Raw genomic sequence first — 26,233 nt, forward strand, 5'->3', positions numbered from 1 at the left:
CTAAAACCCTAACACCCCAACACCCCAAAACCCTATCACCCTATCACCCGACTCCTGACTTCTAACCCAATTTTGGACAAAGATAAGCAAAAGTTATTTATTGACTCCACAAACTTGAGAATATTTAAATTAACATTTTGCAATATTTACAAATTCTTAAGAATTAATTAAGAAAAATTTTTATTTAACAACGATGTTATGAAGGTTACAGCGATTTGATAAAATTTCATAGTGGGTTATTTTGTGCTTTTTTGAGCAGCAATGGTTAAAACCCTTGCTACATCTAGAAGGTAATCCTAATTAAGACGGGTAAATTAGTCAATTTCACCCATAACGATGATCTTTTTTTTGTGTAGTTTTATTGCAAAAAAAAAGTTTTTTTGACAAAAAGCACAAAGTATGATGTGGACGCTGTTGTATTTCTGGCTGCCAGTAGTTATTGCAGAGTTAGGTCAAAATCAGAAGATTTTCTGTTTTCAAGTGATGAAATACAGAAAAGCAGCAATTCGATCGAGAAATCGATAAAAACAGCCTAGACTAGAAAAAGAATCATCTATCCTGACAGCTATCCTGTGGAGATTACTTTTTTAGGAACCAGTTCTGGGGTTCCCACTCGGTCTCGTAATGTCTCTAGTATCGCCCTTCGTTTACCGCAAAGGGCGGAAGTATGGCTGTTTGACTGTGGAGAAGGAACTCAACACCAGTTACTGCGTAGCGACCTGAAAAGTTCCCAAATCCGACGCATTTTTATCACCCATATGCACGGGGATCATATCTTTGGTTTAATGGGACTGTTAGCCAGTATTGGATTAGCCGGTTCTGCTCAGGATATTGATATCTACGGCCCCCCCGGACTAGGGGACTATCTGCGTGCTTGTGCTAAGTATTCCTATACTAATTTAGCCAATCGGGTGCGTGTCCATGCCATTGCCCCCGGCATAATCTACGAAGATGAAGAATTTACCGTCTCCTGTCAGCTATTGAAACATCGTATTCCCGCCCACGGTTATCGTATCGCCGAAAAAGACCGCCCTGGACGTTTTGATGTGGAAAAAGCCAACGCTTTAGGTATTCCCCCCGGACCAATTTACGGCAAGCTGAAGAAGGGGGAAACTGTCACCCTCCCCGATGGCAGCAAAATTCGCGGTCAGTCCCTCTGCGGAGAAACGGAAATCGGCCGTAAAATAGCCTATTGTACTGATACTATTTTCTGTGAAGGATCGATCGAATTGGCACAGGATGCAGATGTATTAATTCATGAGGCGACTTTTGCACACCAAGATGCCGGATTAGCCTTTGAAAGTGTTCACTCCACTTCGACGATGGCAGCCCAGGTGGCCTTGGCAGCCCAGGTAAAATTGTTATTAATGACCCATTTTAGTCCCCGTTATCTACCGGGGAATTCTCTGGATATTTCCAATCTGTTAGAGGAAGCGCGGGCAATTTTTCCTAACACTAAATTAGCCTACGATTTCCTCACCTACGAAGTCCCCCGCAACCGTCAAGAAATGGTCTTAGGAGTTAAGTAATTATGCCAGCAGCAGTGGAAGAAAAAAGCATGGTTCCCACGGTTTTAGTGGGTATTGGTGGTACAGGTAACGAAATTTTATCGCGATTGCGTCGTTTAATCGAGGAAAGTTATGGCAGTTTGAGTAATTTTCCGATTGTCAGTTTTTTGGTGGTTGACACGGATAAGGATTATAAAATCAGTAATCCTGAAGCTGCCGGCAGTGCTTTTAAAGATAACGAAAAACACTGGGCTCGGGTGAGTGGAAAACAGGTACAGGAGATGGTATCTGACATGGATAGATATCCCTGGATTAATAGTTGGTTTCCCCCGGAATTAGAGAGAAATATTACTTCCCTGGAAGCGGGAGCGGGACAAATTCGCGCCTGCGGTCGTTTTGCTTTATTTTGTAATTATCATGATATCCAAAGAAAATTTCTAGATGCGGTGAGACGGGTAAAGGGACAAGAAAACTTTATGCTTGATCGCTATGGAATTAAAGTAAGTAATAGTGCTATTAATGTCTTTACCACGGGGTCTTTAAACGGTGGTACGGGTAGCGGAATGTTAATCGATCTAGGTTACTGTATTCGTAATTGGTTACGAGGAGAAAGTAGTCCTTTGAGTACGGCAATTGTTCCCACTCCTGAAGCATTTGCGGGGATTAGTGTCGGCGATCGAGTTTTGGCTAATGGTTACGCTGCCTTGATGGAATTAAATTATTTTTCTGACTACAGAACCGAATATCATCAACAGTTTAGCAGCGGTTTAGTCGATGAAGTGGTTAGTAAGTTACCCCCCTTTGATTTTACCTATTTAGTGGGGACAAAAAATGGCGAAGGTGATTTTAAACTCGGTCAAATTCGGGAAATGATCGCCCAAAATATTTTCCTAGATATGACCTCTGATTTTGCACCCCATAAGCGTTCCATTAGAGATAATATTAAGGGTTCTTGGGCGCAGGCTGACCCAGGTGGTCGCGGTTATCCTAAGCAATTTATGAGTTTTGGACTATCAACTATTGAAATTCCTATTGCCCAAATTCGTGCTTCCTTATCGGAACGTTTAGCCAAAGATTTAATTAATTGGTGGCTGAATGATTCCGTGATTTTACCCGCTCAAATGTTGGATTTAGTCAGAGGTGATATCCTCAAAAAAATGCGCTTGAGCGAAGGGGAATTAATTATGGATTTATGTGCTGACAAGGATCGCTCTTTAATTGCCATAATCTCCCAATGGACTAACGAAACTCGTCAGGAAATCAATCAAGATAATTGGCTATCTTGTACCAAACAGGGTGTTAATATTTTAGGCAATGAACAGGGTAAAATTCTGCAATTTATTAATGATTATTTGACACCAAGAGTCGAGGAATTTAAACGCAATCATTTACTAGAATTGAGTCCCGATGAACGGCTGCACGGCGATTACCTGAAAAAGATTTATAGTAACCGGGATGAAATTATTCAACGGGGTAAAAAATCCCTAGAAATGGAGTTTTATCATATCCTTGAAGATCGAAACCGTGGGGTAAAATTTGCCGAGAGTTTTATTCTTTTAGTACGACAAATCTTTACCGACATAGGAGAAAAATTCCGTCGCGATCAAGAACAGGTTTGGAGTCAAAACGAAAGTAAACGTCAACGGGAATACGACACAGCCTTAGCAGAAATTAATGATCTGAAAGATAAACTTCATATCTCAAAAAAAGATAAGATGGAAGAATATTGTGAACAAGCTTTAACGGGATTGGAAGGCTATTTAATGGCCAATATTCAACGAAAAACCAGAGGTGCAGGAGTAGAGGTTATTAATCGTTTACTGGAACATCTTAATCAATTAGAAAGCCGTTTTAATCGCTTTCGTCAGAAGTTAATTCAAAGTCGCGATATATTTAATCTCCAGTCTAATCAACAGATTGATAGTGCCGATGCTTTGTTAATTAATGGGATTAAATTATTTGACAGACAAGAATTAAATGGTCTTTATCAAGACTTTATCGAACAATTTGCTTCGGGGATTGCTGGTAACAAAAATGCCTACGATACGGGTATGGATAACCTTTGTTTACCCCTCTCAGAAGAGATTTTAAAGCAATCTAGTCCCCTCTGGAAAGAAACGCGCCGTGCCGACGAAAATATGCGTTTATTTGACATCACCGAGATTGCCGATATTCGTCAAGGAGATTTTCAAAAAGTTATCCTAAACCAAGCTAATCAACTACTACAAAATGCTCCCGCTAGTAGTCGCATTCAGAAGGAATTAGCCGCTTGTGATCGCTTGTTAAAAATTTATAACAACGATACTGATATTATCAATAATCTTCGCATTGCCTACCAAAAATCGCGACCCCTAATTATGCTCAATCCTGCGGTTTTGCGAGGAAAAGATGCGGGTTTTACACCCCAATTAAATCAAAATGTTGCCCTGATTGGGGGAAGAAACACCAGTAACCCGGCAGGTCAAAAAATTATTCCGAAACTGCGGGAATTTATTGCCAACGAAGACGATATTAAACCCTTGGGAGACGTGGAAAAATATCGTCTTGTCTTCGTGCAGGAAATTGGCGGTTTTTCCCTACGCTGTCTGGAGGGAATGCGAGATTTGCGGCAATCCTATCAGGACTGGAAAGGAGAATTTATTCTCGCTAAACGCGCCCAACAAATGGGGGAAAATCGCGATTTACCCATCCCCGTACATATCCAAAAGGAACCGCCTTTCTGGGATGTTTTTCCCGAAGATCCGAGTATTTATCAATTGGTGGTGACAGCCCGAGCTTTGAAAGTGCTTTTTCCAGAAGTCAATCGAGTCACTAATGAGAAAACGATTCGCTATGAAATTAAAACCGCAACGGGATTAAAAAAAGTCGATATCGCCACCAGTTGGGAAGATGCGGTACAGGTGTTAGAAGTAAAAGCTTGTCGCGAAGATAAGGAAAAAATTCAAAGTCAGGTGACAGCTAAGTTACAGGCTGCAGCCACTCTGGAGAAAAAACAAGCTTTGTATCGGACTTTCATTGAATATTTACAACAACGTTCCGATGAGTTAACAGGAGGAAAAGATAATACAGAATATAAACGGGAAGATGCAATTATTTTGCAGTTAATCCATAACTATAAGTTGGATAGCGGTGGAGAAATTCCTCTTTCTCCGGTGACGGAAGTGGTTAACCCAGCTTTAATTATCTGTGGTAATTGTGGACATAGAAATCCGCCCTCGTCTAATTTTTGTTCTAAGTGTGGGGCAAAATTAGTTAAGTAGAAATTAGATTTTGGGTTTGATCCCCCCTGCCCCCCCTTGATAAGCTATCCATTAGTCACATCTTTCTTAACATAAAATTTGACAAAAAGAGAAAAGTGTGCAAGATGGCTCAAGGGGTTTCTATGGGGGGACTAATTTGATGAGATAGTTTCCAAGTCTGGCTGATATCATGTAACCTTCGCAGTCCCAACCAAATAGTTTTAACACCAGGTTCACCGTTAACCCGTTCGGCAAAAGCTCACGGCCGAAGCCTGAGAGAAGCCGAAGGGTCGCCTTTTCTACCTAAAAACCCCCCAAGAGAAGCAATCATTCTGACCGCTTCCCTAAAGGAGGGCTGCTTTTCAGGTGGCGGACTCTTTTTATGAATAGTGGCACACAAAGATTGCCATTCATGTTCTTCCAAAAAACTTTCACAACTCTCCTCTCCGTGTAATACCAATTTTCAATAGTTGTGACTCACACCTGAAAGGGCAATCCCGCTCTGAGAGAGGAATTGCGTTTTGGAATGATCAACTAAGTCTGTCATTACTTTTGAAAAATGATATAAGCGTGCTTGATAAGTTAACCAGAGTAATCTCCAGGCTACAATTGAATAGGTAGCTAAAGCTATCTCAATTCTCCGACCCGTTTCTAATTGCAGTTTTTCTAGTCCACAACCACTTTTTAAAACAAAATGATAGCGTTCTATTAACCAGCGATAACTATACCAGCGCACACAGGTTATCGCTGATTCAAAGCTACTAATGTCTAGGCTAGTTAAGAGGAGCCAACTGATAGGATTAACTCCGGTATGCGGATTTTCTTCTTCAGCTAAAATTACCTATAATTTTACCGGTTGACGAGGGGTCGCTTTCGAGTGATGCTTAGGTACTTGTATTTCAAAACTGGCAAATCTAACTGTTAGTTTAGCTAGTCTAGCCTCGTGATTAGGATTGCGTTTTACTTGCACATCTAGGCTACCACAGGCTTTTATTTCTCTGATGGATTGATGTAAATATTTAGTCTCTGGATGCCCTGACCTTTGCTTATCTTCGAGATAGTTAACTTTTCGGTTATGAGTTCCTCGGATTAGTAAATGAGAGTTAGGACTTCTTGATTGGGCAAATAAATCAAATATGTCTGCCTCACAATCTCCGATTGTTACTAACTGAAATAATCTCAGATCTAGATTCTGGCATAAGGCTCCTCGAATGACCCGTTTGTTTATGGTTTTCTCGATTGGTTCTCGGACAAACTTATAGCGGAAATAAAAAGGCTTATATATATTTCGGCACGGATTCCCATCATACTAAAAAGTATAAGTCAAATCGAGGGATTTTGTCAAGTCTTTTTTGCCATTAATCTATAGAATTTTCGGGTTGCTTACCAGTCATCGTCCTGAAAAAAATTAGGTTCTTCGGTTTGTCAAACAAGCATATATGCAGCGGTTAACCGAGACAGCACAAGAGCCTCTCTTATTCTTTGTGTGATCTCGCGTAGCGAGCGCGTTGCGACCAGTTTAACTTATATAGAACCGATCAATCTTTGTGTTCTTTGTGTCTTTGTGGTTCGTTCCAGTCGCTCGCTGGCGGGAATATATCTTATAAAATACATTTTACCCACCAAACCCAAGAGAGCCGACAGGAGACAAAAACGAGTTATTGAACAGAAAGAGGCGATGGGATGTTATTATTTAAAATCGATTCCCCGGAAGCAGCCGAATCGATCATCGGGCAGCATCCCCTGATTGAAAATGGCTGTGTGGAGTATGAACTGCACGAATGGCGAATAGTAGTGGAATAGGCTATTAAAGGAGTGAACCCTGTGCAAATATTCACAACAATCCCCGGTTTACGCACTTTTTTGGCTGATTATCGCCATGATCATAGTATTGCTCTCGTGCCAACCATGGGCGCTCTCCATAAAGGTCATGCTAGTCTAATTCGACGCGCAGTAACGGAAGCGGAGGTAACTGTGGTCAGTATTTTTGTCAATCCTCTACAATTTGGCCCTACAGAGGATTTTTCTCGCTATCCCCGCACCTTTGACAGCGATCGCCAGTTGTGTGAATCCTTGGGAGTTGATGCTATTTTTGCTCCTAGCGTGGAAACTTTAGGAATTGGTGATTCTGACAGCATAACCGCAGTTTTTCCCCCGATTTCTCTGACTAGCGGTTTATGTGGTGCTTTTCGTCCTGGACATTTTCAGGGAGTAGCCACAATTGTCACGCGGTTGTTTAATATTATTGCACCGACGACCGCCTATTTTGGTGAAAAGGATGCCCAACAGTTAGCGATTATCCGGCAATTAGTCAGGGATTTAAATTTAGCGATCGAGATTCGCGCTTGTGCGACAGTGAGAGAAACATCGGGATTAGCATTTAGTTCTCGCAATCAGTATCTATCGCCCACAGAAAGGGAAAAAGCGACAATTATCCCCCAAAGTTTGCAATTAGCTCTCGAAAGTTTTCGTTTAGGGGAAAGACAAAGGGAAAAACTACTAGCTATTGTCCAAAAAAATCTCGACAGAGTACCAGATTTTCGCCCTCAGTATCTGGATTTAGTTCATCCCCAGAGTTTACAACCGATCGAGCAGATCGAAACAAGGGGCTTATTAGCGATCGCTGGCTCGATCGGTCAAACCCGTTTAATTGATAATATTATCTTGTGTCAACGTCGGGCAGTTATCGCTATTGATGGGCCTGCTGGAGCGGGAAAATCCACAGTAACGCGCTTAGTAGCGGAAAAATTGGGGTTAACCTATCTCGATACCGGTGCGATGTATCGTGCGGTGACATGGTTAGTGGTGAATTCCAGTCTGGATTTGTCCGCAGAAGCGGCCATCGCCGAGTTATTATCTTTAGCAAAGATAGAAATAATTCCAGCCGATAGTCCCGAAAATGTGACTATAGTGAAGATTAATGGGCAGGATGTGACTTTAGAGATTCGCTCTCCCGCAATTACCGCGCAGGTGTCCCGGATTGCCGCTCAAAAAGCGGTGCGACAACAGTTAGTCACCCTGCAAAGACAACTGGGAATGTCGGGGGGAATAGTTGTGGAAGGTCGAGATATTGGTACTAATGTTTTCCCAGAAGCGGAATTAAAGATTTTCTTGACAGCAACACCCCAAGAAAGAGCGAGAAGGAGATTAAAAGACTTAGAAGCGCAGGGAAATGGTGTTATTAGTCTTGCAGAATTAATCCAAGAGATTGAAAAAAGGGATTATTTGGATAGTAATCGCTCCCTAGCACCCCTGCGAAAAGCTGCCGATGCGATCGAAGTTAATAGCGATCATCTCAGTATTACAGAAGTCACGGAAAAAATCATTGCTCTTTATCATCAAGGAGAAGAAAATCAATGGAGAAGCCTCTAGTTTTTTTAGATACTGATGTTTTGATTTCTTATCTACGAGGAGATCTTGCCAGTGTGCATTTATTTGATCGAGAAATACTCGATCGCGTTTGTCTTGCTATTAATGCGATCGTTTTACAAGAGTTATTATTTTTGGCAGAAGTTCGTAATCATCCTGAAATAGTCGATCGGATTCAAGAAAAGGTGACTATCTTGGATTTTGATTTAGTAAAACTTGATCAATATTGGCAAAATGCTAGAGATATTCGCAATATTTTGGTACACTCGAATGATGTTTTAATTTTAAGTAGTGCCGCTAATTGTGATTATTTAGTTACCTATGATCAAAAACTTAAAAAAGCCTCTAGTTATCTATATAACTCTAAACCGATGGTAGTAACAACTGAAGAATTATTAGAGGTTATCTATCAAGAAAATATAGTCTCTTCCAGCCTCTCTTGCCAAGGATATAAATCGTCAAATTTTCCCTTAACTCAGGTAATTTAGGGGGATAATTATGAAGTTAAATTACCTGACTTTCTCATCTATCTGTTTAACGGTAACTTCCTTGATAATTCTTAGCAGTCCAGCTATATCTTTAGCCGATCATAGATCACCAATAACTTTAGCTTCTCGGTATTTATCAAACCAGCAACAGGGACGAACAATTATTCTTAATGGTCGTTCTTTGCCCGTTTTTTGGCGACAGTGGACAACAGCAAATAGTACCAGAATCGCCATGGGTGATACGGGAGCAAGACAATTATTCGGCATGGATTTTCTTAGCACAAATGATCCAAAAAAGCAACCGATCAACTGGTTTAATTTACAAACTTTATCAGCTAATTTGATCAATTCCGATCGCTGGCTAGATGTCACGGATATTTTACTAAAAATGGGGGCAACAACCAGTATTAATGGCGATAGTTTAACTATTAACTTTCCTGCTCCCCAGATTCAAGATATTCAGCTAGAAAATTATGGAGCAGTACAAAGGATTATTATTCAACTCGATCGCCCGACCTTTTGGCAAGTTAGTCAGGCAAAAAATCAAGCAGTGATTACCCTAGAAGGAAATGCCCAGCAATCGCTTATCTCTAGGTTTCAACCCAAAACTGTTAGTAACAGTAACCAAAATAACGATGAAGATGATCTAGGCAACTCCAATAATAACTTAGCCACTCAGATCACTTCCTTAGAAAATAATGGGGTGATCAGTCGTTTAAAAGTTAACCTTCCCACTGCCTACGGATTACAGATCAGCAGTGTGGATAATCCTCCCCGAATTATCATTGATTCTCGTCCCGATGCTATGGATGAAAAGCGCATTGTTTGGCAACCCGGGTTAATCTGGCATCAAAAATATATCCAGTTAGATCAAGATTGGTTCCCCGTGACTTGGTTAGAAATTGATCCTAGAAATCCTCAGATAACTATTAAACCAATCACCGCTAATTCCACCTCAATGCGCGGCACTAATCCCCTGATCACGATTAATAGCGAAAGTAACGCAGTAGCGATGATTAATGGTGGCTTTTTTAATCGTAATAATCAGTTACCTTTGGGGGCAATTCGTGTGGATGGCAAATGGTTATCCGGACCTATTTTAAACCGAGGAGCGATCGCATGGGATAATCGTGGTAAAATCAGAATTGATCGCCTCAGTTTAGAGGAAACTCTCATTACTGCTACCGGACAACGTTTTCCCCTAACCCAGTTAAATAGTGCCTTTGTAGCAGCCGGCTGCAGTCGTTATACTCGTGATTGGGGAAATAATTATCATCCCCTCACCGAGCGCGAAACCGGGTTAGTCGTGCAAGGCGATCGCATAACGGAGAAATTAAATAATCTTTTGCCACAGGATAGTATAGACATACCGGAAAATGGCTATTTAGTCATCTGCCGAAAGACAGATATTAATTTAAATATTGGTGAGACAGTCAACCTCGATAGCGTCACCCTACCGGGAGATTTTGCTAATTATCCCCAGATTTTAGGCGCTGGTCCCCTATTATTGCAGAATGGGCGCTTAGTTTTAGATGGAAATGCCGAAAAATTTAGTCCTGCATTCCAAAATCAACAAGCTTCCCGCAGTGCGATCGCAGTTAGCCAAGAAGGAAAAATTTTGCTAGTTGCTATCCATAATCGCGTCGGGGGAAGGGGGGCAACTTTAGGCGAATTAGCCCGAATTTTGCTGTTAATGGCGGCAAAAGACGGTTTAAACCTAGATGGGGGTAGTTCCACTGGAATAACCTTAGGGGGTTATCTGCTCGATCGCTCTGCCGTTACCGCTGCAAAAGTCCATAATGGAATAGGAATATTTTTATCCCCGTCTCCTTGAAAGGTGTGAAAACAATGGATAATAGCGACTGGATTAAACAATTGCTGCTGATGGGTATTGGCACTACTTCCATGGTGGCAGAAAAAATCAAAGAAGTGAGCGACGAATTAGTCAAAGACGGTAAAATCAATTCCGATCAGGCTAAAAACTTTGTTGATGATCTGATGACACAGATGAAGTCTGAACAGGGGAGCTTCGAGAATAACTTAGAACGCTATATTCGCCAGATTTTGCAGGATTTAGGGGTTCCCCGACAATCGGAAATGGACGAACTGCGGGGAAGGATTGATAGATTAGAACGACAGGTGAGAGACTTAGAGAATAAACTCTGGCGTTAGGGAACTATGAAATCAATGCGCGAAATCTTGCTCAGTTTTGCTATCATTGCGGTTTGTGGCTTATTTTTAATCGTTGCTTCCCTCTTTGGTGGGGGGGAAAAAACCAATGCGATCGCCGCAGAAATCGATCCACCCCCTATCACTCAAACTATCAGTAAGGAAATCATCTCTATGGATTTAGATCAAGCAGTTATCACCGATTCGGGACTAAAATACATCGATATAGTGGAAGGAACCGGAGAAAGTCCCGAAAAAGGTCAAAAAGTGACTGTTCACTACACGGGAACCCTGACAGACGGCAAAAAATTCGATAGTTCCAAGGATCGCAATCAACCTTTTACCTTTACCATTGGAGTGGGTCAAGTGATCAAAGGATGGGATGAGGGAGTCGCATCGATGAAAGTCGGTGGGCAGCGTACCTTAATTATCCCCCCAGAATTAGGTTATGGTGCACGGGGTGCTGGTGGGGTGATTCCTCCCAACGCGACTTTACTTTTCGATGTGGAATTGTTGGGAGTCAAATAAATAGGTTTTTCCTCTGATTTTTCACCTCTACCCGCATCGCTCCTGAATGCGGGTTTTTTGACAGATTGCTGGAAGCTAAGGGCAAAATCAGGAGGATTTAGTAAATTCTAGACCGTTTTCGCTGCCGTAACGCTCCATAAAACGCATAAAACGATCCCACTCTGCGGGAGAATTAAAAACCACCGTAGCTTCGATCGCCATGGGTTTACCGTTGATAAATTTGCCTTTTACTTCCCTGGTGACGATTTCTCCTTCCTCATCGATGAGATACATCCCGGTGATTTCCTCGGTTTGTTGATCTCCGAGGATAGTCGGTTGATCAAAATAAAATTTTGCCGATCCCTTCTCTCCCGTTTTCGTGCGACTTAAGCGGATATCGGGAACAACTGATTCTTTTAACCCCCTGGAAAACTGAATTTCTGCCATTACTTTTCTTTATCCTTCTCATAAAATAGACATTTCTAGATCATCTCACACCAAGTCGCAAGTAAAAAGCAGATGGGACAGCATAAACTCAAAATATCAATACCAGTACCATTTTTCCTGATTCGTAGCCGGCCTATCCATTGGTAACATCTTTCTTAACATAAAATTTGACAAACAGACAAAAGTGTGTAATCTGGCTCAAGTTGGTTCTCTGAGGGAACTAATTTGATGGAATGGTTTCGGGGTTGTCGTTGGTTGTTAATTTCCATGCCCTCTATAGTACATCCCCTGTCGGGGTTCTGGGTTTTGTCCCTTTTTAATAAAAACTTTTTATTGCGTGTGTTTTAGCTTACTTGTGTCCTTAAATACTTCCTTAGCTGCTTGAAATCACACCAGTCTTTCCATGAAGGCTGTAGCATCATAGTCAAAGTAAATCACATTTTTGCTATTGCTTACCGCTTCTCATCCACCCTGTGATGGGATTTGTCAAAGCTAATTGCAATAGTGTTTTTTTACTGCCAATAGTTTTTAAGTCTGTTAGCACGCTATGTCTAGTGTAAGTAAACAAGAACTTAAGCTAGAAACGCTCAACCTGGGCCAAAAACGTCCAAAAACGGCTTTCTAGGAGAAATTTTGGCTGTGAGTATAGTGAACCATCTCTGCCATTACTTTTAAAAGATGGTGTCACGTAGGAAATGCAGTTTACAGCCTTCTAATCCTTGCGGGTTAATCAAGTATTTTTGCTGCAAGAACAGAACTCATCTATCTGAGAAACGCTGTAACTTGAACAAATTATGAATAGATATGCAAACTATAACTTGAAAAAAATTGCCAGCTGCCTATCATGAAAAAACTGACCTATTCATTGCTCCCCCTGGGGATTGCTGTTGGACTTTGCCTAAATATTGCCCCTGCATCCGCTGGTTTGCTGGTACAAGAACTCATTCCCAACGCTGCCCTTTCTATTGACGGTTTTGGAAGTACCACTAATAGTGGAGTTATTCAAGCCAATATACCAGCAGGTTCTACGATTCAGAGGGCTTATCTCTATGCCACTTCCGTCTGGGATTTAAGTCCAGTTTACGGAGTAACTTTTAATGGGAATACACTTTCCCTAGGTTCAGCAACTACTCTTGGTCCCAATAGCAACCCAGCTACTACCGTCCGTTGGGATGTCACCAGTATCATCGCTTCTTCTTTTACGGGAGGACTCCAAAACTTTAATATCGTTGAGAATGGACCGGTCCCAACTAACGATGGTGCCGCTCTTGTTGTTGCCTACAGTAATCCTTCTACCCAAGGTTTTACCTCAGTTATCTTAGACGGCGAACTTTCTACGACGGGAGACACAGTTCAATTTGATTTTGCTAGTCCTTACAGTGGGGGAGATTTTCTGGTTTCCCTTGCCGCTAGTTTTAGTCTTCAGCCAGTCTTAGGGGGGTCGGGGCAGCAAGTTACTGTAATTGATGTAACTACTAACTCAACCAATAATCGACGTTTGACTACAAGTGCAGGGGGAGCGGATGACCGTACTACTGGTCAAACATCGGCAAATGGAAATTTGATAACTGTTGGGGGGATAGGCGATAATCCGGCCAATCCAAATCCGACGATTCAGCCTAATCCCTTTGGGGTTGGGAATCCAGACGACGAATACTATAACCTTGCTCTTGGCAATAGTGCTAGTGCCACTCCTTTTATCCAGCCTGGAGATACTTTCCTGCGCTTAACAACAAGGAACCCAAGTAATGATGATAATATTTTCGGACTGTTTATCACCAGTGCATTTCAGATCAGTTCCGCTAATATCACTTCTACCTCCATCCCCGAACCATCGATAACACTGGGTATTTTCGGTATCGGTACTATCGGTGCCTTACTATCTCGTCGTGACAAAAAACGTAACAGAGAATGAGCCTGGCAATTTAAGGCTGTAAATTGCGGTAAAAAGCGATAAAATGCTCGATTATAGTTTTTTATTGTCTTTTTTACCGCAAAATCACATTTACCTAGTTACAGGTTTTGATCGTTCCCAAATAAATTTTAGGGTTCAAACCTCAATCACCCCTTCAGGACTCTCGGAGTGCAATCAGTGGCAAAATCAAGGCATGATCGATCACTGATAACCAATAACTGAGATGAGATGGTTTTATTAGAAGCAACGGTTCATTCTTCTCTACGCGCTTTTTTACGGGAACAAGGGCGCTTTTACTGGCCTCATCATCTCACTATGGGGCGACTGGTGGCTAGAGCTTTACGCCTAAAACGTTCCTCTCTCATACAAACTGGAACTACTCTCACCCGTTATTGTCTCAGTTATCTCACCCCGGCTCTTTTAGGTGATACACCAGTTCTAATTGTTGCCCCCGAGTCAGAACTAAACCTACTGTTAGAAGTGGAAATCCCCCGTCTGCAAACATGGTTACAAACTCAGCGAGATATCCTCAAAAGCGATCGCTTTCCCGCTAATTTTACCGGTTTACTCCTCACCACACCCCAACAATGGTTAGAGGATAAATTAGGCAATCTCGGTCATTTTCCCCAGAATATCGCCACTATAATCGATCGAGCCGAAGATTTAGAAACTTGTCTAGTAGATTATCTCACCGTCACCATTACTCCCGAACAATGGTCTGTTTTAGGGTCAGCATATCCCCGGCATAGAGAGTATATAGACTTAATTAAAGCACAACTTAGCCAAAGTATTCTTGGTCATCCAATTAATCCCTATAATTGCTATCTTATTGATGCCAAGGAAAAAGAATATATAATTGCTCTACTGCAACGCTTGGATCAAGACTTAACCACTGACTCTGTTTGGCAACTTTTAGCGGCAAAAATCCCCGAGCTTAATTATCTCCTCTGGACATCAGTAGATCGAGAGCGAGAAGAATTTACCCTAAAAATCAGTCCTTTGGAGGTGGCTAGTTTTTTCAAACTGATTTGGCAGCAGCAACCCTTTGTTTTAATTGGCAGTTTTTTAGATAGCGAAAAATCCGCTAATTTATACCGTCAAAATCAGGGTATCGGAGATATTTTAACTTTAAAGTTTGCAGCCGATCGCGAAAGTGAATATATTCATTTATATCTACCCGATCGCATCAGCGCCCCCAATACCCCCGAATTTCAACCGATGTTATTAAAGCAAGTGCGCGAATTAGTTAGTGCTAATCATACCAGTGAACAACCGATAGTAATTCTGATTGAAGATGTTCCCCTCAAGGCACAAATTGCCACCCAAATCGCAGCCGATTACGGTTCGCGAGTGCAAGTGGAAAAAACCGAGATTAATAATAATACTATTCTGGTTTCTGGTTGGCAATTCTGGCAAACCCATCAAGAAAAATTTCTCACCCCCAGTTTATTAATTATCGCAACTTTACCCTTACCCTCCCCCGAAAATCCTCTCGTTGCTGGCAAAATTGCTTACTACAAACGACAACATCTCGACTGGTTTCGTGCCTATCTTTTACCCACAGCAGTGAGGGAAATTCAGCAATCTGTTCAGTCTCTCCGGGAGTGTCAGGGTTGTGTGGCTGTCCTCGATAATCGTGTCAATGCTCGCAGTTATGGCCGACAAATTCTCTCCGCTTTAGAACCCTATGCTAAAGTCAATTATCTCGATCAACAATTTTTTCAAGATAAAGATTAAATCAGTTATCAGTTATCAGTTATCAGTTATCAGTTTACTGATAAAATCTCCCCCAGAGCCATATTTCCAACTATCTAGATAACGATGATAAAGATATTTTTGCTTGTCGGGTAACTTTTCTAAAACAGGTTGTAAGTTGGCTGCCAAGGGATATAAACCACTATACAAAGCTAAATTAAAATAATGTCCCGTCCAATCGATAAAAGGACTGATACCCACTTGTGGAATCATCGGTAAAACCAATTGAGGATTAACCAACGGCAAAGTTTTCGAGAGAGAAGAAAACTGCACCACATCCTGTAAAAACGGTTTTAATACCTCATCTCCCAACTTGTCCATTACCCGAAAAACTCCACTCATTAAGTCATTAATTTGATTGGGATTAGGGTTAGCAGACATGGCGACACTCATGGTTTTTTGAAATAGCCACGTTACCGATATATTTGGTTGATAGGGTTGTAAAAGTGCTAAATCTTCTCGGTTTAAAGCATCAATTTGTAAAGCTTCCTCGATGGCGAAAGTTAGCCTTTTTAAATGCCTAACCATTGCCCCAAAACCACCAAAACTGACCGGAGATTGACTACCGCTACTATCTCCCACTGCCAGAATTCTTGACCAGGGCATCTTTAAAGGACTTTGACGATAGGCTGGGAAAAAACCCGCTAGAAAACGCTGAAACTTTACTGCTTCTAAATCCACCTTTTGATACTCCGGCAGTAATCTTAAATACTCCTCCATCAAAAATTCTAAACTAAAGCGATCGGGATGGGTATCAAGATAGGTAAATAAATAAGTTGTCCGACCATCTCTAGCGGGAAATGCTTCCCAAAAGTATTGACATTGGTGCAAGATTGGGGTAAAAGAATAAATCAAATCACCAGTTTCATTACTGGGAAAACCCTGACCGCAACTACCCACCACTAAACAAACTCCATCGGGTTTTTCTCCTTTTCTGGCCTGTTTTGCAATTGGCGAAAAATGACCCATGGCATCGATTAATAAACGGGTTTTTAAAGTTACTTCTCCCGTTTTAACCATTACCCCGTCAGGATGAATAATCCCCCCGCTAAACCCGGAATTTTCTAGTAACTTTCCTCCCGCTTGCAAAAACTTAGTTTTTAAAGTCTCTAGCAAATAAATTGGATCAACACCAATATTTAAAATATCTCTAACCCAAAGCTCATAACCTTGATAAAATCCCACCCTCCCAGGATTATATTCTGTCGCTATTGCTTGATTTAATTCTGCTTCGGTCAATAAATCTAACTCTAAAAAACTGCTTAGTTCTAAACGGGAAATATTCCACTCCTGTTCACGACCGCGCAGAATGCCTCTTTCTAATAATGCCACACGCCAGCCCCTAGTTTGCAAAGCAGCCCCGATAAAAATTCCCAAAGTTCCCCCCGCAATAACTAGATCAAAATCCGTCTCTCCTAAAGATTCTTGACTTTGATTAATTACCGTAGTAATAAGCGGATTTTCTAGACGCAAAGCTTGCCAAGTTCGATCGCTGGCTCGCAATTGTTGTAAACTCTGAGAAGATACTCGATCGAGTAAAGATGCAACTAAAGACATAATCTTATATCAGTTATCAGTTATCAGTTGTCAGTTGTCAGTTATCACCATATCCAGAGGAGAAAACTACTTAGATTGGAAAAACTTTTTCCCTTCTTCAATGAGTTTATTAATATCCTTGAGAGAAACTCCAAAAATCGCTAAAACTCCCGTAAAGACTAATAAAAAACCGATAAAACTATTCCGATCATAGAGAAACAAACCCACCAAAACGATAAAATAGGGAGAGAGAATTTTACTAATATTTTCAACTACAGTAACCACCTCTGGAGTAGGAGTCTCAACAAGATTAATATCAGCTTTATCCTGATCCGGTTCGAGATTTTGCTTAATCGAAAACATCACCTCCTGTAGGTCTTTTACCTCCGGTGGGTTCGGTTCCTTCGCTGGTTTGCCAAACATTGTTAAATCCCTCGCCAGTTTATCTATACCCTCTATGGTAGCCAAAAAAAGGGCAAGCCGGAAAAGCGCGAGCAAGTCGAGAAATTCTCAGGGCAATTTTCCTTAACAACCCCCTCGGCCTCGGCTGCTATAATCAGAGGAACAACTCCCAAGTTCGTTAACGGTACAAAAAAACTATGAATACCAGTCCAGACCGTGTGATTATCTTCGATACCACCCTTCGAGATGGGGAACAGTCCCCGGGTGCCGCTTTAAATGTGGATGAGAAGCTAACCATAGCCCGCGCACTGGCACGACTGGGAGTTGATGTCATTGAAGCAGGTTTTCCCCACGCTAGTCCGGGGGACTTTGAAGCTGTACAGAAAATTGCCGCCAGCGTCGGCAGCGAAGCTGATAGCCCGATTATTTGCGGATTAGCCCGCACTACCCAAAAAGATATCAAATCAGCCGCCGATGCGCTCAGATCCGCCGCCAAGCCCAGAATTCACACATTCCTAGCCACATCTGATATCCACCTCCAATACAAACTTAAGAAGACTCGTCAGGAAGTTCTTGAGATTGTGCCAGAAATGGTGGCCTATGCCAAATCCTTCCTTAATGATGTGGAATTTTCCCCCGAAGATGCCGGCCGCAGCGATCCGGAATTTCTCTATCAAGTCCTCGAAAGAGCGATCGCCGCAGGAGCTACCACCGTTAATATTCCCGATACCGTCGGTTACACCACCCCCAGCGAATTTGGGGCTTTAATCCGTGGTATTAAGGAAAATGTACCCAATATCGACCAAGCGATTATCTCCGTCCATGGTCACGATGATTTAGGGTTAGCGGTGGCTAATTTCCTCGAAGCAGTTAAAAATGGCGCTCGACAGTTGGAATGTACTATTAACGGTATCGGTGAGCGTGCCGGTAATGCTTCCCTAGAAGAATTGGTGATGGCCCTTCATGTCCGGCGCTCCTATTTTAATCCTTTCCTCGGTCGTCCCCCAGAGTCCACGGAACCTTTAACCAAGATCAACACCAAGGAAATCTATCGCACTTCTCGCCTAGTTTCTAATCTTACCGGCATGATCGTGCAACCGAATAAGGCGATCGTCGGTGCTAACGCTTTCGCACACGAGTCGGGAATCCATCAGGACGGGGTGTTAAAACATAAACTCACCTATGAGATTATGGACGCAGAATCGATCGGTTTGACTAATAATCAGATCGTTCTCGGTAAACTCTCCGGCCGCAACGCTTTTCGCTCTCGGTTACAGGAATTGGGTTTTGAGCTTTCGGAAACGGAACTTAATAACGCTTTCATCCAGTTTAAGGAAATGGCTGATCGCAAAAAGGAAATCACCGATCGCGATCTAGAAGCGATTGTTAACGATGAAATCGATACGGTTCCCGATCACTTCCGCCTTGAGTTAGTACAAGTGTCCTGTGGAAATAGTGCCAGACCCACGGCCACGGTAACGATTCGCACTCCCGACGGTAGCGAGTTATCCGATGCAGCCATTGGTACAGGTCCCGTAGATGCTCTCTGCAAAGCGATCAATCGAGTGGTGCAGATTCCTAACGAATTAATCTCTTTCTCGGTGCGAGAAGTAACCGAGGGAATCGATGCTTTAGGAGAAGTGACCATCCGTCTCCGTTACGCAGGACGCACCTATTCTGCTCGCGCAGCCGATACCGATATTATTGTCGCCTCCGCTCGTGCCTACGTCAGCGCCTTAAACCGTCTCCACGTCGCACTGCAGCAGAAGGAAAAAACCCCAGAAATGCTACAAGTCTAGATAGGGTGTTGGGGTGTTAGGGTTTTAGGGTTTTAGGGTTTTAGTTGAAATTTCCTCACACCCCACTTCCCCACTTCCCCACTTCCCCACTTCCCCACTTCCCCACTTCCCCACTTCCCCACTTCCCCACTTCATAATTGATAATTCATAATTCATAATTCCCACGTCGCTGTTGGAGAAAATCTTAAATTTGTCTCGCAAATTTCTAAAATGTTGCTAAGTTAATATTATGAGCTTGCGCTCTAACAATTTTAATACAAGTGTATTAAAATTGGATTCGCGTAAAAGCAATGAGGGATGAAATTTATCCGCAAGAATCCGATCAAATTCAATACAATGGCTAAGGACTAGAAAGAATTAGCAAAGGCATCTAGGGATGCTGTTCCCCTTGCTTAGTGGCAACAGTTAACCCGTGCGATAATTCCTTTGATCGTTAGCTATCTGGTCAACACCGCAGACAAACCGGCGATCGGATTCCAGTCCTCCAGCCATTTATCCAATTTTTGCAGGAGCCAGATTATGAGTTGACCGAGCTAAAACAGCATTCCGTGTCGCTAAAATCGCATCGACACAAGGGAATTTAAGCAAAAATCTTCTCCCATTTGTTGTAATTAAAGCTACAATCGGAAAAGTCTTTCCCCGTCTCGGATTTGAGACACAAATTTGTTCAGTATCACCTAGATTGAGATTCGATCTTCTAGTTTTGCACAGAAGGAGCAAGAGGAAAACGGCATGATGCAGGCCCACGATGTACTAACCCTTACCGAGCCGCCATTGGATTTAGATTTGATTGACCTAGACGAAGACTTCGATGATGAGGATATCGAGTTAGAGCTAGAAGAAACCAGCGATAGCAACGATGGCAAAAAAACCCGCCGCCTTGCCAGCGCTCGTCGTCGCGACGCCGCTAGAAAAAAACCCTATACAGAAGATTCGATTCGGATTTATCTGCAAGAAATCGGCAGGATTCGGTTATTGAGAGCGGAGGAGGAGATCGAATTAGCGAGAAAAATCGCCGATCTACTGAAATTAGAACGCATTCGCGAAGATTTTTGCCTCTATAGCGATGCTGAATGGGGAAAACAGGTTTTCCTGTTCGAGCGCATCGAAAAAATTATCGTTGAAAAATCGGAAAAAGAACCGAAACTATCGGATATTAAGGCTTATTTAGGTAAGACGGAGCTAACGGCTCCCCTGCTGGAAGAATGGCTGGCGAAATCAAAGGAATACTTATCGGCCTTTAAGCGTCGTTTGTACCATGGTCGTCGCGCTAAGGAAAAAATGGTACAATCGAACCTGCGTTTAGTGGTTTCGATCGCCAAGAAATACATGAATCGCGGTCTTTCCTTCCAAGATTTAATTCAAGAAGGTTCCCTCGGTTTGATCCGCGCCGCCGAAAAATTCGACCACGAAAAGGGTTATAAATTCTCCACCTATGCCACTTGGTGGATTCGTCAAGCCATCACCCGTGCGATCGCCGATCAATCCCGCACCATTCGTCTTCCCGTCCACCTCTACGAAACCATCTCCCGGATCAAAAAAACCACCAAGATTCTTTCTCAGGAAATGCGTCGCAAACCCACCGAGGAAGAAATCGCCACCAAGATGGAGATGACCATCGAGAAACTGCGTTTTATCGCCAAATCTGCCCAATTACCGATTTCTCTAGAGACTCCCATCGGTAAAGAAGAAGATTCCCGTTTAGGAGACTTTATCGAAGCGGATGGGGAAACCCCAGAAGATGAAGTTTCTAAAAATTTATTACGCGAGGATTTAGAAAATGTCCTCGATACCCTTAGTCCTCGCGAACGCGATGTGCTGCGGCTGCGCTACGGTTTAGATGACGGCCGGATGAAAACACTCGAAGAAATCGGCCAGATTTTCAACGTCACTCGCGAGCGCATTCGTCAAATAGAAGCCAAGGCCCTGCGGAAACTGCGTCACCCTAACCGTAATAGTATCCTCAAAGAGTACATTCGTTAACTTCCCGCCCTTAAAAACTCGAAACTGAGTCTCATCGAGGCTCAGTTTTGTTGTAATCTGCACTACCTTGATCGAATTGATCATTATACTAAATCCGTTGAGCATAGGCTACTTATAAGGAGAGGCAAAAGGCAAAGGGGGAATAAATAATCAGTTTTTAATAACCGAATTTACTATTAATCATCAAGATTCTCAGAGAAGGACAGCGGGGGGAGGTGGCAAATGGGGAGAAAAAGTCTGACGACTGAGGACGATGACTGATAACTGAGTGACTAAAGTTGAGAATTCCCTTAAGATAAAGTAAATAAGTGTAAAGAAACTGAAAGTTAGCCTACACCCTTACTTAAAAAATTCTCATTGTCTGCAAGTGCTATGCTCAATCGTTTTTGCCGAGGAATCTCGATCGCTCTTGTCATTGGTGTCATTAGCTGTCTGGGTTGGATTATCTGCCCAAATCAAGCTCTAGCGGTAAATAATCCCGAATTACTGCCCAATCAAGCCACTCCGATCGTTGATTTAGCCAATTATCTACCCGCAAAACAGGAAGAGGCATTAATCCGAGATATCGAGACATTTCAGGGGGAAACTGGCTGGAAAATGCGAGTTTTAACCCAATATGACCGCAGCCCTGGCCGAGCAGTGATTAATTTCTGGGGATTGGATGATAAAAGTATTCTCCTAGTGGCCGATGGTCGCGGCGGTAATCTACTATCTTTTAGTATTGGTGATGCCGTCTATGAATTTTTACCCCGCACTTTTTGGATCGAATTACAGGCCCGTTTCGGTAATATGTATTTTGTCCGGGAAAATGGCGAAAATAACGCGATTGTACAATCTTTGGATACGGTAAAAGGCTGTTTAGTTAAAGGTGGTTGTGCGGTAGTCCCCGGTTTACCGAGGGAACAGTGGATTTTAACTTTAATTACGTCAATTGTCGGCGGTTTAGTCTTCGGTTTTGCCGGTATTCCCCGCAAAGAAGGACAGGTTTTCGCTTGGCAATGGGTTTTAATTGTCTCTCCCCTCTGGTTTATTCTCTTTGTTGCTTTTGGCATCGGACCGGTGGTTACTCGCACCAGTGAATTACTGCCCCTTTTCCGCAATTTAATCGGTTTTGCCCTTGGAATTTTAGTCGCCTATCTTTCCCCTCGTTTTAATTCCCTCAACGCCTCAAAAACCTAAAAATTAGCGGCTTTTCAGGGATCAGTGATCAGTAATCAGTGAAAAGAAAGTAGCGAAGTTTTTACCTATAACTGATAGCTGACGGCAGCCCCTCATGGTTCGATCGATCTAGCTCTGTTACAATTAGAAACATTGTGGAGTGAGTGAGATAACGTTTATGTGGGTCAATACTCAAAGTGAGATTATTAGTAAGGTTTTGCCGCCAGCAGTACGTCTGTTCTTAAGAACGCAAGTAGAACAGATAGAAGATTTAGAAATGCAGCTGCAAGGTCATGATCGGCAAATTTTGCGCGGTTATATTCCCGGGGTATTTTTAGCCGTAGGAAAGGCGATTTATCAGGGTTTACATCTGGGTAAAGCGCAATTAAGAGGGGAAAATATTCGTCTTAATATCGGGCAGGTTTTGCGAGGGAAACCCCTAAAAATTTTGGAACCTATTCGGGTTAGCGGTGAAGTGGAAATTAACGAGCAGGATTTAAATAATTCGATCGCCTCGACTATTTTAATTAATGCTTTTGCCGATTTACTAATTTTTTCCCTAGAAAATAACGGAGTTGTTAACGCCAGAGAAATTATCTCACAACAGCAGTTTAACTGGAAAAATGTTCTCCTAAATCAGGGTTATTTCTCTCTTCTCGGCCACAGAGAAACAGGTGCAGAAGTAATTTTTAGCGCTGATATTACCCTAGAAGATGACCGCACTTTAGGGATTAATCCCCGACAATGGCAAGGTTTAGCCCCAGATTTATCTATTGATTTGCAACCTTTTACTGTCGATTTAGGCAAAGATGTGGAGATTAAATCTTTTATTCTTGACGATCAAACTCTTTTCTGTCAGGGAAGTTTTTTGATTTTACCTTAACAATAAACGGGATAATTCCGGTGGGTTAACTTAGTTTAACCCACCTAATTATTACGCCGGATTCTGTGCAATTAAAATAATTGTTTGTATTAGTCCAACTAGAAGACCGAGAATACCACCAAGATTAACAATTCCCTGTAATTCTTGTTTAACAATTCCTTGAATAGCATTTTCCAGATCAGCAGGGGAAGTGGCATTCACCCGATCGCGGATTACCTGATCGATGTTGAGAATTGGGATCATTTGGGCGACTAATTTCTCTAAATCTTCCTCTAGATAACGCTCTAAAATTAACGCTAACTCTTGACTAATTACCCCTAATGATGTAGTCATTGACCCCGAAGATTGCAGACGGTTAATAATTAAATTAGCGATTTGATCCCAGTCGATCGTTTGTCCAAAATCTTGCAGAAATTGTTCGCCACTTTCTTGAATATAAATTCGCACCGTGTCTCTAGTGGTTTTACGCAATTGTCTGACGGTGGAGATAGGTAAATTTTGTAAAGAGATACTTTGTAACCAGTTTTTCAGACGATTACGCATCTCTAAAGATAGTAATAATTCTTTGATTCTGGTATTAGCTAAATCCTTTTCATCAAGGCAAAAAGTGCGTAAGCGAGCCAGGGCATTGCGTAAACCGAATAAATTGGCTACTACCCAATAGGTTCCACTGGTTTTTTCCCGAAATCCTTCATCGATAACTTGAATATTGCGATCGGTTAAAAAATCGATTAAAGCTAGACGGATAACATCAGCAGGTAAGACGGTTTCTAATAGCCAATCGGAGAATTGTCGCGCCTGTTGTTCACTGAGAGAAAATTCTAAGACTAGGCGATCAAAAATTTGATTGATCTGTTTTTCTAAAAAGTCCTGTCGTCGGGCTAAAACTTTGAGTAATTTCGCTAAAGATTCCCCGAATAAATCGTGAAGAATCGCCGCCAAAATCTCGGCGGTTTTTGCTTGCCGATCGCCTTTGATTTGTTTTAAAGCTAATTGTAACAGCCAGAGTATCGCCCCCTGTACCCTTTCCGTGTCGAGGAGTCGTTTAGCCAGTTTTTGTAGTTCCGCGGGGGTTAACAGGGAACCCATGATCGTATCCGATACCCGGACAGCTAATCGATCTTGATTGCGAGGAATTAGTCCCGGTGTGAAGGGAAGAGGATGCTTACCGATATAAATCGCCTTGTAGGGACGAAATAGCATTTTTATGGCTACATCGTTGGTAAAATAGCCAATAATTGCCCCCGCGATCGGCGGTAATATCCATGTCCAAAGAGTAGGGAGATTCAATTTAGCAGCTAAAAATAAACAGAAATGTCAGTAGGTTATTTCTTCAAGACTAACACTCCCATCAGTCCTGCTAGGAGTGGATAGTGAACAGCGCTGGAAAATCCCGACTGATAGCCTAATTTTACCTGTTCTCGGCCCTGGGGAAAGCGATCGATACTGGGACTAATATAAGCGTACTGGTCAGTGAGACCATAACGCTCGGCAGCGGGAACGACGATATGATCGAGATACCAGTTTTGGAATAATTTGGCGATGGTTTCGGTGGGTTGATGGAAGTCCAGAATCGCCGCTTTAGCGCCCGGTTTCAAGACTCGGTATAATTCCCCCAGACATTGGGCAATATCGACCACATTGCGTAATCCATAGCCAATAGTGGCACAATCAAAGCTAGAATCGGCAAAGGGTAAATTGAGGGCATCCCCTTCCATCCAGTTAATATTAGTGGAGCTAAAACGTTGACGGGCGATTTTTAATTGTTGTGGGGAAAAATCTAGTCCGATCACTTGGCCGGTTTTACCCACTTGTTTTGATAATAGGTTAGTTAGGTCGCCGCTACCACAACAGATATCGAGGGCAAAATCCCCTTTTTCGGGTTGACACCACTTGACTGTCATTAATTTCCAGACGCGGTGTAATCCTAAACTTAATTCTTGATTAAGTCGGTCATATTTGGGAGCGATCTGATCAAAAATTGCTTGTATTTCTGTGGAGTTAGGTGAGGATTGATTGGACATTTCGATAATATAGCACCAGAGAAAATCCCAGATGAAGTTACACCATTCTATCCTATCTCCGCTCACGGGGATAAGCTGTTGACCATCTATCGGAGAACTTCTGGCTGCAGTTCGATCGAGAGGCCTTCCTGGGCGAGAATAGTTGCAGGGAAAATCTTTCTTGCCTCTTCCCCAATGCAATCGAGAAAATCGTCATTATGGGCGGGATTGTGATGAAATAGAACTAACTGCTTAACTTGCGCTGCCCTAGCGATTTTGACTGCCTGCTGCCAAGTGGAATGACCCCAACCCACCTTAGAATACTTAGGATCGTTGTATTCCTCATCGGTGTAGGTAGCATCAATAATCATCACATCCGCTTGCCGAGCTAAAGCCAAAACGTTATCATCAAGGCGATCGAGAAAATGTTCAGTATCGGTGATATAAGCTGCCGATAAACCCTGCCAATTTACCCGATAACCCACCGCTTCCCCTGGATGATTTAAAGGACGAGTTTCGACGGTGACATCCCCACAGTGGACGGTTTCGCCCATTTCTAGATTATAAAATTCTAAATCGGCCTCCATAATCTGCAAAGACACAGGAAAATTAGGATGTGACATCTGATCGTCTAATCTTTGCTTTAAGGTTGCCCCGTTGGGGGAAGGAACCGCGTAGATATTAAAAGTATTGCCCCTGATAAAAGCGGGGATAAAAAAAGGAAAACCCTGAATATGATCCCAATGGAAGTGACTGAAAAATAAATGGGCTTTCGCTGGACTTTCTGCCATCAAGGACTGTCCTAGGATGCGTAACCCTGTACCACCGTCAAAAATTAATCTTTCTCTACCGACTTGCATCTCCACACAGGAAGTATTACCACCATAACGAACGGTTTCCGAACCTGGACAGGGAATACTCCCCCGTACTCCCCAAAATTTGATCTGGAAGCAGTTGTAGGGCATATCAGAAGTTCCTCTACTGGTGCTAATGGGCTAATAGATCAGATTAGCACTCTTCCAAAATCGAGGCAGTGACTTCATCCCGAAGATAACGATCTATGATTAAGGGG

The 26,233-nt window shown here is 42.4% G+C and carries 20 protein-coding genes and 3 pseudogenes; 14 read left to right on the top strand and 9 right to left on the bottom strand.

Features of this window, described 5'->3' with window-relative positions; all coding sequences use genetic code 11:
- Nucleotides 1–572: 572 nt before the first annotated feature.
- Nucleotides 573–1,529, top strand: a complete 957-nt coding sequence (locus ACE3JL_RS22455; RefSeq protein WP_271988600.1) for a ribonuclease Z — start codon at nt 573–575, stop codon at nt 1,527–1,529.
- Between the two features lie 2 nt (nt 1,530–1,531).
- Entirely contained in the window at nt 1,532–4,768 is a 3,237-nt protein-coding gene (locus ACE3JL_RS22460; protein WP_271988598.1) for a tubulin-like doman-containing protein, read from the top strand.
- Between the two features lie 109 nt (nt 4,769–4,877).
- Here the strand turns inward: ACE3JL_RS22460 and ACE3JL_RS22465 are convergent.
- A pseudogene (locus tag ACE3JL_RS22465) lies at nt 4,878–5,201 on the bottom strand (IS4 family transposase); the annotation flags it as partial.
- Between the two features lie 114 nt (nt 5,202–5,315).
- A pseudogene (locus tag ACE3JL_RS22470) lies at nt 5,316–5,918 on the bottom strand (IS4 family transposase); the annotation flags it as partial.
- 318 nt (nt 5,919–6,236) lie between these two features.
- Between ACE3JL_RS22470 and ACE3JL_RS22475 the strand changes: the two are divergent.
- From ACE3JL_RS22475 to ACE3JL_RS22500, 6 genes and pseudogenes are all read left to right on the top strand, one after another.
- Nucleotides 6,237–6,550 (top strand): annotated as a pseudogene (locus ACE3JL_RS22475) (hypothetical protein).
- A 21-nt stretch (nt 6,551–6,571) separates the two neighbouring features.
- Nucleotides 6,572–8,119, top strand: coding sequence for a bifunctional pantoate--beta-alanine ligase/(d)CMP kinase (locus ACE3JL_RS22480; protein ID WP_271989989.1), 1,548 nt, complete (start codon nt 6,572–6,574; stop codon nt 8,117–8,119).
- Nucleotides 8,104–8,604, top strand: coding sequence for a PIN domain-containing protein (locus tag ACE3JL_RS22485; RefSeq protein ID WP_271989991.1), 501 nt, complete (start codon nt 8,104–8,106; stop codon nt 8,602–8,604). The genes ACE3JL_RS22480 and ACE3JL_RS22485 overlap by 16 nt, the downstream gene beginning before the upstream one ends.
- Before the next feature lie 10 nt (nt 8,605–8,614).
- Nucleotides 8,615–10,438 (top strand): phosphodiester glycosidase family protein, encoded by a 1,824-nt coding sequence (locus tag ACE3JL_RS22490; RefSeq protein ID WP_375328435.1) that lies wholly within the window; start codon nt 8,615–8,617, stop codon nt 10,436–10,438.
- A gap of 14 nt (nt 10,439–10,452) precedes the next feature.
- A complete protein-coding gene (locus ACE3JL_RS22495; protein ID WP_002746237.1) occupies nt 10,453–10,776 on the top strand; it encodes a phasin family protein in 324 nt (107 codons plus the stop codon).
- A gap of 6 nt (nt 10,777–10,782) precedes the next feature.
- On the top strand, nt 10,783–11,301 hold the full coding sequence (locus tag ACE3JL_RS22500) for an FKBP-type peptidyl-prolyl cis-trans isomerase (protein ID WP_375328436.1): 519 nt from the start codon (nt 10,783–10,785) through the stop codon (nt 11,299–11,301).
- A gap of 87 nt (nt 11,302–11,388) precedes the next feature.
- Here the strand turns inward: ACE3JL_RS22500 and psb28 are convergent, their stop codons facing one another.
- Nucleotides 11,389–11,727, bottom strand: a complete 339-nt coding sequence (gene psb28, locus ACE3JL_RS22505) for a photosystem II reaction center protein Psb28 (RefSeq protein WP_150975318.1) — start codon at nt 11,725–11,727, stop codon at nt 11,389–11,391.
- A gap of 844 nt (nt 11,728–12,571) precedes the next feature.
- On the opposite strand from psb28, the gene ACE3JL_RS22510 reads away from it, so the two are divergent.
- Nucleotides 12,572–13,642: a PEP-CTERM sorting domain-containing protein gene (locus ACE3JL_RS22510; protein WP_375328437.1), complete on the top strand. Its 1,071-nt coding sequence runs from the start codon at nt 12,572–12,574 to the stop codon at nt 13,640–13,642.
- 228 nt (nt 13,643–13,870) lie between these two features.
- The gene (locus tag ACE3JL_RS22515) at nt 13,871–15,379 is read left to right on the top strand and encodes a helicase C-terminal domain-containing protein (protein ID WP_375328438.1); all 1,509 of its coding nucleotides are present in this window, start codon (nt 13,871–13,873) and stop codon (nt 15,377–15,379) included.
- 15 nt (nt 15,380–15,394) lie between these two features.
- Here the strand turns inward: ACE3JL_RS22515 and ACE3JL_RS22520 are convergent, their stop codons facing one another.
- Nucleotides 15,395–16,954 carry an FAD-dependent oxidoreductase gene (locus ACE3JL_RS22520; RefSeq protein ID WP_375328439.1) on the bottom strand — a complete coding sequence of 520 codons (1,560 nt, stop codon included), beginning with the start codon at nt 16,952–16,954 and terminating at the stop codon, nt 15,395–15,397.
- A gap of 66 nt (nt 16,955–17,020) precedes the next feature.
- On the bottom strand, nt 17,021–17,356 hold the full coding sequence (locus ACE3JL_RS22525) for a hypothetical protein (RefSeq protein WP_036402045.1): 336 nt from the start codon (nt 17,354–17,356) through the stop codon (nt 17,021–17,023).
- Between the two features lie 176 nt (nt 17,357–17,532).
- Between ACE3JL_RS22525 and ACE3JL_RS22530 the strand changes: the two genes are divergently transcribed.
- A complete protein-coding gene (locus ACE3JL_RS22530) occupies nt 17,533–19,134 on the top strand; it encodes a 2-isopropylmalate synthase (protein WP_375328440.1) in 1,602 nt (533 codons plus the stop codon).
- A gap of 24 nt (nt 19,135–19,158) precedes the next feature.
- Here ACE3JL_RS22530 and ACE3JL_RS22535 read toward each other — a convergent pair whose 3' ends face one another.
- Nucleotides 19,159–19,290 carry a hypothetical protein gene (locus ACE3JL_RS22535; RefSeq protein WP_375328441.1) on the bottom strand — a complete coding sequence of 44 codons (132 nt, stop codon included), beginning with the start codon at nt 19,288–19,290 and terminating at the stop codon, nt 19,159–19,161.
- A 576-nt stretch (nt 19,291–19,866) separates the two neighbouring features.
- On the opposite strand from ACE3JL_RS22535, the gene rpoD reads away from it, so the two are divergent.
- The 3 genes from rpoD (at nt 19,867) to ACE3JL_RS22550 (ending at nt 23,158) form a co-directional block, all read left to right on the top strand.
- Nucleotides 19,867–21,117 (top strand): RNA polymerase sigma factor RpoD, encoded by a 1,251-nt coding sequence (gene rpoD, locus ACE3JL_RS22540; protein ID WP_002755984.1) that lies wholly within the window; start codon nt 19,867–19,869, stop codon nt 21,115–21,117.
- A 372-nt stretch (nt 21,118–21,489) separates the two neighbouring features.
- Nucleotides 21,490–22,296 carry a TPM domain-containing protein gene (locus ACE3JL_RS22545; protein ID WP_271988119.1) on the top strand — a complete coding sequence of 269 codons (807 nt, stop codon included), beginning with the start codon at nt 21,490–21,492 and terminating at the stop codon, nt 22,294–22,296.
- A 157-nt stretch (nt 22,297–22,453) separates the two neighbouring features.
- Nucleotides 22,454–23,158: a DUF2993 domain-containing protein gene (locus ACE3JL_RS22550; RefSeq protein ID WP_271988098.1), complete on the top strand. Its 705-nt coding sequence runs from the start codon at nt 22,454–22,456 to the stop codon at nt 23,156–23,158.
- A 51-nt stretch (nt 23,159–23,209) separates the two neighbouring features.
- Here ACE3JL_RS22550 and ACE3JL_RS22555 read toward each other — a convergent pair whose 3' ends face one another.
- The 3 genes from ACE3JL_RS22555 to ACE3JL_RS22565 form a co-directional block, all read right to left on the bottom strand.
- A complete protein-coding gene (locus ACE3JL_RS22555) occupies nt 23,210–24,448 on the bottom strand; it encodes a DUF445 domain-containing protein (RefSeq protein ID WP_271988100.1) in 1,239 nt (412 codons plus the stop codon).
- 35 nt (nt 24,449–24,483) lie between these two features.
- The gene (gene ubiE / locus ACE3JL_RS22560; RefSeq protein ID WP_271988121.1) at nt 24,484–25,182 is read right to left on the bottom strand and encodes a bifunctional demethylmenaquinone methyltransferase/2-methoxy-6-polyprenyl-1,4-benzoquinol methylase UbiE; all 699 of its coding nucleotides are present in this window, start codon (nt 25,180–25,182) and stop codon (nt 24,484–24,486) included.
- A gap of 86 nt (nt 25,183–25,268) precedes the next feature.
- Complete coding sequence (locus ACE3JL_RS22565; RefSeq protein ID WP_375328442.1) at nt 25,269–26,126, bottom strand: MBL fold metallo-hydrolase; 858 nt, start codon at nt 26,124–26,126, stop codon at nt 25,269–25,271.
- Nucleotides 26,127–26,233: the final 107 nt, after the last annotated feature.

It is taken from the genome of Microcystis sp. BLCC-F210, from assembly GCF_042134685.1.
GTDB lineage: Bacteria > Cyanobacteriota > Cyanobacteriia > Cyanobacteriales > Microcystaceae > Microcystis > Microcystis aeruginosa_D.

Coding starts and splice junctions, on each gene's coding strand:
- ACE3JL_RS22460 (WP_271988598.1), top strand. CDS start 1,532: ATGCCAGCAGCAGTGGAAGAAAAAAGCATGGTTCCCACGGTTTTAGTG.
- ACE3JL_RS22485 (WP_271989991.1), top strand. CDS start 8,104: ATGGAGAAGCCTCTAGTTTTTTTAGATACTGATGTTTTGATTTCTTAT.
- ACE3JL_RS22490 (WP_375328435.1), top strand. CDS start 8,615: ATGAAGTTAAATTACCTGACTTTCTCATCTATCTGTTTAACGGTAACT.
- ACE3JL_RS22495 (WP_002746237.1), top strand. CDS start 10,453: ATGGATAATAGCGACTGGATTAAACAATTGCTGCTGATGGGTATTGGC.
- ACE3JL_RS22500 (WP_375328436.1), top strand. CDS start 10,783: ATGAAATCAATGCGCGAAATCTTGCTCAGTTTTGCTATCATTGCGGTT.
- psb28 (WP_150975318.1), bottom strand. CDS start 11,727: ATGGCAGAAATTCAGTTTTCCAGGGGGTTAAAAGAATCAGTTGTTCCC.
- ACE3JL_RS22510 (WP_375328437.1), top strand. CDS start 12,572: ATGAAAAAACTGACCTATTCATTGCTCCCCCTGGGGATTGCTGTTGGA.
- ACE3JL_RS22515 (WP_375328438.1), top strand. CDS start 13,871: ATGGTTTTATTAGAAGCAACGGTTCATTCTTCTCTACGCGCTTTTTTA.
- ACE3JL_RS22520 (WP_375328439.1), bottom strand. CDS start 16,954: ATGTCTTTAGTTGCATCTTTACTCGATCGAGTATCTTCTCAGAGTTTA.
- ACE3JL_RS22525 (WP_036402045.1), bottom strand. CDS start 17,356: ATGTTTGGCAAACCAGCGAAGGAACCGAACCCACCGGAGGTAAAAGAC.
- ACE3JL_RS22530 (WP_375328440.1), top strand. CDS start 17,533: ATGAATACCAGTCCAGACCGTGTGATTATCTTCGATACCACCCTTCGA.
- ACE3JL_RS22535 (WP_375328441.1), bottom strand. CDS start 19,290: ATGAATTATGAATTATCAATTATGAAGTGGGGAAGTGGGGAAGTGGGG.
- rpoD (WP_002755984.1), top strand. CDS start 19,867: ATGATGCAGGCCCACGATGTACTAACCCTTACCGAGCCGCCATTGGAT.
- ACE3JL_RS22545 (WP_271988119.1), top strand. CDS start 21,490: ATGCTCAATCGTTTTTGCCGAGGAATCTCGATCGCTCTTGTCATTGGT.
- ACE3JL_RS22550 (WP_271988098.1), top strand. CDS start 22,454: ATGTGGGTCAATACTCAAAGTGAGATTATTAGTAAGGTTTTGCCGCCA.
- ubiE (WP_271988121.1), bottom strand. CDS start 25,182: ATGTCCAATCAATCCTCACCTAACTCCACAGAAATACAAGCAATTTTT.
- ACE3JL_RS22565 (WP_375328442.1), bottom strand. CDS start 26,126: ATGCCCTACAACTGCTTCCAGATCAAATTTTGGGGAGTACGGGGGAGT.